Annotated in this window: 3 protein-coding genes; all 3 read right to left on the bottom strand. The window is 60.6% G+C overall.

The features are described 5' to 3' along the window. On the bottom strand, positions 1-1,161 hold a 1,161-nt coding region (recD, locus tag PMI24_RS06720; RefSeq protein WP_007952123.1), incomplete at its 3' end, for an exodeoxyribonuclease V subunit alpha. Continuing rightward, complete coding sequence (gene recB, locus PMI24_RS06715; protein WP_007952122.1) at positions 1,158-4,847, bottom strand: exodeoxyribonuclease V subunit beta; 3,690 nt, start codon at positions 4,845-4,847, stop codon at positions 1,158-1,160. The genes recB and recD, both read right to left, overlap by 4 nt. Then, positions 4,844-8,296: an exodeoxyribonuclease V subunit gamma gene (recC, locus tag PMI24_RS06710; RefSeq protein WP_007952120.1), complete on the bottom strand. Its 3,453-nt coding sequence runs from the start codon at positions 8,294-8,296 to the stop codon at positions 4,844-4,846. Before recC ends, recB begins: the two co-directional genes overlap by 4 nt. Positions 8,297-8,411 lie beyond the last annotated feature (115 nt).

Genomic DNA, 8,411 nt, shown 5'->3' with positions numbered 1-8,411 from the left:
CCCCTGCCCCAGCCACTGGCGGGTCTGCGGACTGTACCAACCGGCTTCGGCATCGCGGCACAAATCCCCCAGCACCGCGCCCGCCTCCACGGAGGCCAGTTGATCCTTGTCGCCCAGCAACACCAACCGGGCATGAGGTGGCAAGGCATCGAGCAGGTTGGCCATCATTTCCAGGTCGATCATGGACGCTTCATCGACCACCAGAACGTCCAGGGGCAGACGGTTACCGGCATGGTGGCGAAAGTGCCGCGTGCCGGGACGACTGCCAAGCAGGCGGTGCACCGTGGTCACCTCGGTCGGGATTTTTTCCCGGACGCTGTCAGCAACTTTCAGCGACTGCACCTGCTGACTGATGGACTCGGTCAGCCGCGCCGCCGCCTTCCCGGTAGGCGCCGCGAGGCGGATGCGCAATGGCTGGTGCGCCTCGACCGCAGGCGCCTGGAGCAACGCCAGCAAACGGACCACCGTCGTCGTCTTGCCGGTGCCCGGGCCACCCGTGATGATGCTGAAGGCACTTCGGGTGGCCAGGGCGCAGGCGAGTTTCTGCCAGTCGATGACATCCGCACGCTGCGCTGGATCGAACAGCTCGTCCAGCCGCCGTGCAAGATCGGACGGTGTCGCTTCCTGCTCCGCGAGTCGCTGACGCAATGCGCTGTCGATGCGCCGCTCGTAGGCCCAATAGCGCCGCAAGTACAAGCGCTTGCCGGACAACACCAGCGGGCGCTCCTGCGCCGACGCACCTTCGTCGGCGGCCAGTGCCACCAGCGAACTGCCGGCCAGTACTTTGCACCAATGCGCTCCGTCGAGGGTTTCGAGCAACTGCGAGGGCAACAGCAATACGCCGGGTTGTGCGTCCCCCTCCGGAGGCAGAGACAGCGCGAAATCCGGCGCCTTGAGGGTTTCGAACAGATCCAGGCAGACATGACCATGGCCGAGCTGGTGACTGGTCAATACGGCGGCTAGCAACACCAGCGGATCGACATCGGGTGCCAACTCATGAAGGAAGGCCACGAATGCCTTATCCAGTGCCCGCAACCAACCACGCTCGACCCACTGGGTCAGCAACAGCAACAGATCATCGGCCCGGGTCAGGGGCGTCAGTTGCACGAGGCTGTCGGCGGTCAGCGGCGTTGGCAGCAGATCGGCGAATGTCCGGTTCATAGCAGTACTCCCTGTTCCCACGCGGGCTCGGCCTTGGGTTGCGATTTGCCCTGGAACATGAGGTCCAGACGTTCGATCAGCGCCCTTGGTGGTCGCGCGAAGTAAACGCCACCGCCAGGAGCCCGTGTCCCACGCAGGAACAGATACAACGCGCCGCCGATATGCCGGTCGTAGTCGTAATCGGCGAGCCGCGCCTTGAGCTGACGATGCAGTGCCAACAGGTACAGCACGTATTGCAGGTCATAACGGTTGTCGAGGATCGACTGCTCCATGGCTCGCTCGGTGTACGCGGCGTCATCGACACCCAGCCAGTTGGATTTGTAATCGGCCACGTAGTAGCGGCCCTCGTGCTCGAACGTCAGGTCGATAAAGCCTTTGAACATGCCATTGAGCTGCACCGCTTCGGCGCCGACCCGGGCAACACCGTTGTGGGTGAACTGACGCACCTGTTCGTCGAGCTTGAGGACGTCGACTTTGTGGCTGGCAAACCAGAACTCCATCTCGACCCGATACTGCTTCAATTGCTCGAGCACCACTGGCGGTTGGTCGAAGCCCGCAGGCAGCGGCAATTTGAGCAAGTGTTGCAACCAGTCACCGAGGGTAGTGATCCAGCCTTCCCAGCCCCGACGGTTGCAACGTCGGGCAATTGCATCGTCCAGCGATTCGCGGGTGACCGCAAACCCTTCCTCCCCTGCCCACTCCAGCAAACCGTGAAGAAACGTTCCCGGATTCGGCCCGCGAGGGAAGCGGTGAATGTCGGCCCCGCCGGCGATGATCTCGCGCGGAGCTTCAGGATCCAGGCGTTCGTCGTCGAACAGTTTTTGCGCTTGCGGACTGTCGGGAGCTTCGTCATTGCCGACGCTCAGCACGTCACTGATGCGCAAGGCACTGTACGACGCGATCCACCAGTTCTCGCTGGCCCTGCGGCTCGGCAAAAGGGTGGCACGTAGCGTGGCTTCGTTACGCGGAGGCTGGTACTCCTCGCGGGTGGCCTCCGGCATTTCAACAACGCTCAACGACGAACAATTCTGTTGCAGATCGTCCAGCCAGCGAGCCAATCCGCTGGACTCGTTCAACGTTGCGCCGCCGCCCAACAGATAGCCCAGTGCAGAAAGATGCAGCACCGAACTGCTGTGGTTACCGCGCTTGAGATCCGTCACCCCGAGCCAACACGCGTGTTGCGCGCGGGTCAGCGCGACATAGAGCAAACGCAGATCCTCCGCCAGGCGCTCATTGTCCGCCAAGGCGATCAGTTCAGCGTCGGACTTCAGACTGATGCGGGCCTTGCCGGACTCATCGTGGTAATGCAGCGGCAATCGACTGCCATCCACGGGTTTGGCCGAGCAGATGAACGGCAGGAACACCAAAGGGTATTCAAGCCCCTTGGACTTGTGAATGGTCACGACCTTGACCAGTTGTTCGTCGCTTTCAAGACGCAGGATCTGCTCTTCACCTGCCTGCCCGGACAGCGCCAGATGCTCAGCCAGATGACGGATCAGTGCCTGCTCGCCATCGAGTTCCGACGCGGCCTGTTGCAACAACTCCGACAGGTGCAACAGGTTGGTCAGCACCCGCTCGCCATCACTGCGGGCGATGAGCATCTGCGGCAGTTGAAAGTCGTGCAGCAGGCGCCGCAACATCGGCAGCACCCCTTGCTTGCGCCAGAGCTCACGATAACCACGGAACTGCATGACCCGGGTTTCCCAGACCAGTTCGTCCTGATTCAGGCGCTCCAGCTCAGCCAGCGGCAGATTCAGTGTGATGCACGCCAGCGCCGCTTTCAGGGAGCGTTCGACATCCGGCTCGGCGCACGCCTTTAGCCACGACAGCAGATCATGGGCTTCCTGAGCGGCAAAGACCGAGTCCTTGTCCGACAGATAAACGCTGCGGACTCCGCGCGCTGCGAGCTCACCGCGTATCGCCTGCGCCTCTTTACCGTCGCGCACCAGGATCGCAATGTCCGCTGGCCGCAGCCCACGCCAATCCTTGCCCTCCTGCGCAAACCCGGCGCGACCGGTCTGCCCGCCATTAAGCAGGGTCGTGATCTCACTGGCGCAGGCCGCCGCCAACTGCTGGCGATAAACCGCCCCGGACAGTGGCTTGTCGGTGGATAAATGCCAGATGTTCAGCGCTGGCACATCCAGCCCGGAAACCTGCAAATGTTCTTTACGACCCTGAGCCTCTACAGGCTGGAATGGCACCGGGTTATCGCCGTTTTTCTCTCGAAACAGAAATGCTCCGCGCCCTTGCTCACGGGACTCGGCACGTTCGAAAACATGGTTGACCGCACTGACCATCCCGTGACTGGAACGGAAGTTCGTGCCCAGGGTATGCAGGCGTCCGGTTGTAGCCTGGCGGGCTCGCAGATAGGTGTAGATATCCGCGCCACGGAAGGCATAGATCGCCTGCTTGGGGTCGCCAATCAGGAACAGTCCGGTCTCGGGATTATCCTCTTCAATGCGATAGATGCTTTCGAAGATCCGGTACTGCACCGGATCCGTATCCTGGAACTCATCGATCAGGGCGACCGGGAACTGCTCGCGGATGAGCGTGGCGAGACGTTCCCCACCGTCGGATTGCAGGGCAGCATCCAGACGCAACAGCATGTCGTCGAAACCCATTTCGGCCCGACGGCGCTTCTCGTCTTCAAAGCGAGCACCAACCCATTTGGCAGCATGCTGCAGCACGGCCGCATCGGGCGTCGGCAAATTGTCGAGGCTCGACTTGAGCACAGGCATGGCATCCAGGCCCGGGTGACTCGGCGGCTCGCCTTTCCAGGCTTCAGCCATGCCGTCCGGTGTGAGCCGGGCGAACCCGGTGCCGATATCCAGTTGCTCGAGCGACTCGTCCTCGGCCCAGGCCTTGAGCTTTTCGAACCAGGGTTCGAAATAGCGGGCCTGCATCTTGCGCCCGTCCACGGTTTTGTTGGCGACGCCCTGATGGCAGATGGCGAGTAACTCATCAGCCCACTGCCGCCATGGCCCCTTCAACTCCACCAATGCCGCACGGCGTTCCTGCAGGCAGTCTTCGATCAGTTCGGATGGGGTCTTGTCAGAGTCCCCTTCGCGCTCGGTACCAAACAGCCCACGCACACGCGGCAACAAGGCCGCCGGACCTCCCCAGTGACTGCGGACCCAGCTCAATGCATCGCCCTGCATCGGATAGCAAAACAGCCGCCAATAATCGCGCAGCACTTCGCCGAGCAGGTCGCTGTGATCGGTTTCCAGGGTCTGGGTAAACAGACTACCGCTGTCGAACGCATGCTCGCGCAACATTCGCTGACACCAACTGTGGATCGTCGAGACGGCGGCTTCGTCCATCCATTGCGCGGCGATGTCCAGGCGGTTGGCGCAACCGGGCCATAGTTGCGGATCGAACTGTGCACGCAGCTCATCGATCAATGAATCGGGGGGAGGTGTCTCGTCACGGAAGAAACGGGCAGCCTCGGCCAGGCGTGTGCGTATGCGCTCGCGCAGCTCTTTGGTGGCCGCGTCGGTGAAGGTCACCACGAGAATCTGCGGGGGCAACAGCTCTCGACCGAAACCACTCGCCTCGCCTCCGTGGCCGAGGATCAACCGCAAATACAACGCCGAAATGGTAAACGTCTTGCCAGTGCCCGCACTGGCTTCGATCAGTTGGCTGCCCTTTAACGGGAATGCCAGGGCGAGTGGCGGCTGGTTACTCATGCGCCTGCCTCCTCGTGGGTCCATGAGCGCCACGGTGCCTCAAGCAAAGGGCGATACAGTGCATCACACCAACCGGAGAAAGTTTCATCCGCCTGGAGTGCGTCGAAGTCGGCGAATTGTCGGGACAGAGCCGGGCTTTCACGCCGCTCGCCTTCGCTAGTCTGACCATCGCCCTCATAGGCTTTACGGGCAGCCGCTTCGGCCTTGACCGGATCGGTCTGGGCCAGCCATGCAAAAGCCGTTTTTACCGCGACAGGAAGTGGCTGGCGCATGCCCGTCTGCCAGGCGAGCAGCAGATCCTCGAGAATTCGCCCCGCTCGAGTCTGTTCCAGAGGTTCAAGAAGGAGCGTGTCATCACTGGCCACCAGTGCGGTCGTCAGGAAGAGTCCACTGGCGCACGCGACGAGATGGCTGACCCAGGGCTTGGTCATGCGATGCCATTTGCGGCTCTTGATCGAGCCTATGCTGTTGGGGATTGTTGTGACCGACAGTACGCCGCCATCGGCGCGCCGGTGCAAACCGCCTAGCCATCCTTCAAGGCGCAGTTCCTGCCATTCAAAATTGATCGGTAGCGCGTTGGTTAGCGGTGTTGGCCATAACGCCAACAGCTGTTGATATCGTTGCAACAAGTCTGGCAAAGGCTCGATCAACTCTCGTTGAAGGCATTCACCGAACCCGGCCATGGGCAGCAGTCCGCTGTTCTGCAGGCGTCGGGCTTGAGACTCGAGCGCCTGATCAACATTGTTCGGGTGTCTCAAGGCTGCCCCGAGCAAGCTGTCGCTGAGCATGTATCGCTGCAACGCATCCAGCACAAAGGGTTCCTCGTCAGCCTGAGGTACCTGCGCCGCTTCAAAGTAAACCTTGAGTCGCTGAGTGAAAAAGTGTCGAACCGGATTGCGCAGGAAGTCCTGCAGCAGCTCCAGACTCAACGGTTCCTCCTGAACATGGGGGGCAAGCATTGTTGCGGCGTCGTTCTGTTCGTGATGTTGATGCAGCACTTGCCATTCGCTGGCATAGCTGAACAGTTTGTCTTCCTCATGGAAGTAGCGCGAACTGAATGGCTGCAACGGATGCTCCTGAGTCATGGCAATCAGAAGATCTTCGTTGTCGTCGACCGATCGCCATCCATTGGCGAGATGATCGCGCAACTGGCCGATCAACACAGAGGCTGGCCGCTCGCTGTTGTCGCGAATGCTGCGGCCGACCCAACTGATGTAGAGCTGATGGCGGGCGGACAAGAGCGCTTCGAGCAGAAGATAGCGATCGTCTTCACGACGGGAACGATCTCCCGGCCGGTAGTCGCTGCCCATGAGATCGAAGTCCAGCGGCGGTTGAGCGCGTGGATAATCGCCATCGTTCATGCCCAACAGGCAAACCAGCCTGAACGGGATCGCGCGCATCGGCATCAGCGTGCAAAAGTTAACGGCTCCCGCCAGGAAGCGCTGCGACAGACGCCCCTGATCCAGCCCCGCCAGCCAGGCCTCACGGACGACGGTCAGTGGCAGCTCGTCCAGCAGACCGACGGCCTCGCAGGTTTCCAGCCAGGTTTCGCGCAACTCCTCGAGCTGAGCCAGCAGGTAGTCGTCATGCTCATCTTCGGGTTTGAAAAACAGCTGCATCAACGCCTGAAGCCGATATCCCCATTCCTGTGGTTGCGCGGGTTTCATCAGTTGCTGATGCGAAAGCTCCAGTGCATCCAGCAACGCTACCAACGGGCCGATCAACGCGGCATCGAGACCACCGATTTCATCGTAGGGTTCGATATCCCCACAGGCTCCGGAACTGCCGACGGCATAGCCGAGCAGCATCCGACGCAGGCCGAAGCGCCAACTGTTTTGCTCCAGTTCGTCGGGCAATCCCAGTTCGGCCCGTTGCCCGGCATCGATGCCCCAACGTACGCCGGCCCCTTCGATCCAGCGATGCAGAGTCGGCAAGTCTCGCTCCTGCACACCAAACCTGGCGCGTAACGCAGGAACGTCGAGCAGGTCGAGAATTTCACTGACGGGGAAACGACTGTCCGGCAGCTTGAGCAGATGCTCGACAGCGATCAGTAATGGATCCCGCCCGCGCTGGCCCTGATCGGCCATAGTGAAGGGAATGAAGCGTGGGTCCTGACGATCCAGTTGCCCAAATACGGCGCGAATATGCGGCGCATAACTATCGATGTCAGGCACCATCACGATCACATCGCGAGGGCGTAATTGAGGGTTGGCACTGAAACGGGCCAGGAGCTGGTCGTGGAGAATCTCCACTTCGCGCTGGGCGCTATGAGCTATGTGAAAGCGGATCGAATCGTCTTGAGTCAGATCGACTGCCGGCCAGAGCGCTCGAGTCTCGCTGAGCGGCCGCAGCTCCAGAATGTCGTCCTGTAACTGATTGAGCATGTTCTTCGGCTGGTTTTCGCTGAACAGATCGATACGTCCGTTGCGAAATGCTGCGCGATAGCTGTCCGGCTCGTCGTAGCTGTCGAGAAGGTTGATGTAATCGCGACCTTGCTTACCCCACGCTGCGAGGAGCGGGTGAGCATGTTGGTGGAGCGATTCCGAATCCAGCACCACAGGCATGCCGTTTTTTCGGGCCTGCCGCTTGTACTGATGACGCAAGAGATCCTTGTCGGCAACGATATCGGCCCAGTGATAACGACAGGGGTTATGGACGCACAATAAAACCTGGCTGAAACGAGACAACCCGGCCAATGCTTCCAGTACCTGGGCGGGCAACGAGGAAATTCCGAAAACGATCACTCGCTGGGGAAGTCCGGTCGGTGCGCGTTCAAGACTGTTGATGCGCTCCATGAACCGCTGGTGCACGCCCGCGCGACTCTGGGCCATGCCTTGCTCGCCCACATCGTCCAGCAGAGCGCGCCACAATTCTGCCTGCCAGCAACTGGTCGGTGAGAGCGGCTTCGCTTCACCTCTTACATTTCGGAGTTGATGATGCCCCTCTGCCCAGTCCTCAAGCCAATCAGCGCGGTAAACCTGGTATTGGTCGAAGAGGTCTGCCAGACGCTCGGACAACTGGTAGCGTTTGCGTAGATCGGTGTCATGGGTGAGGAAGCGCTGTAGCGGTTCGAAATGCGGTCGGGTGATGACCTGTGGCAACAGGCGCATCAGACGCCAGGTCAACGGTGCCTTGTCGAGCAGCGACTTTGCCGGAATTTCCTCTCGTCCCAGAACCATCCGGTAAAGCTGCCACATGAAACTGCCCGGCAGTTGCACATCAATAGCGGCGGCGATACCACAGCCGCCGGAGTCGTCCTCTTCAGGATCCTCAGCCAGTGCCAGCTTGAGCCATTGAGCGATGCCGTTGCTCTGTACAAGCGCGATTTCGTTCTCCAGGGGAGCCAGTGGATAGCGCCGCATGATGCTGATCACAAGGCTGCGCAGTTCATCCAGGCTGTTGCTCTGAACGACCATGAATGCAGCGTTGAGGGACTGGGTGTCCGGCATGAAGGCTTCCTTGGAAAAGTACAAAAGCTAGGGCTGAACCTTAGCATTGTCGGCAGGCGACGACAGCCGCAAGGCGGCTGAGAATGCTGTAAGAACTTTCCTGCGGGCAAAACAA

Source organism: Pseudomonas sp. GM25, assembly GCF_000282255.1.
Taxonomy (GTDB): Bacteria; Pseudomonadota; Gammaproteobacteria; order Pseudomonadales; family Pseudomonadaceae; genus Aquipseudomonas; species Aquipseudomonas aphyarum.
The sequence above is the reverse complement of the archived record's forward strand: the minus strand, read 5'-3'. Positions and strand labels throughout refer to the sequence as shown.

What these genes read in the sequence shown, in the direction of transcription:
- recC (WP_007952120.1), bottom strand. Translation starts at nt 8,296, where the DNA reads ATGCCGGACACCCAGTCCCTCAACGCTGCATTCATGGTCGTTCAGAGC.
- recB (WP_007952122.1), bottom strand. Translation starts at nt 4,847, where the DNA reads ATGAGTAACCAGCCGCCACTCGCCCTGGCATTCCCGTTAAAGGGCAGC.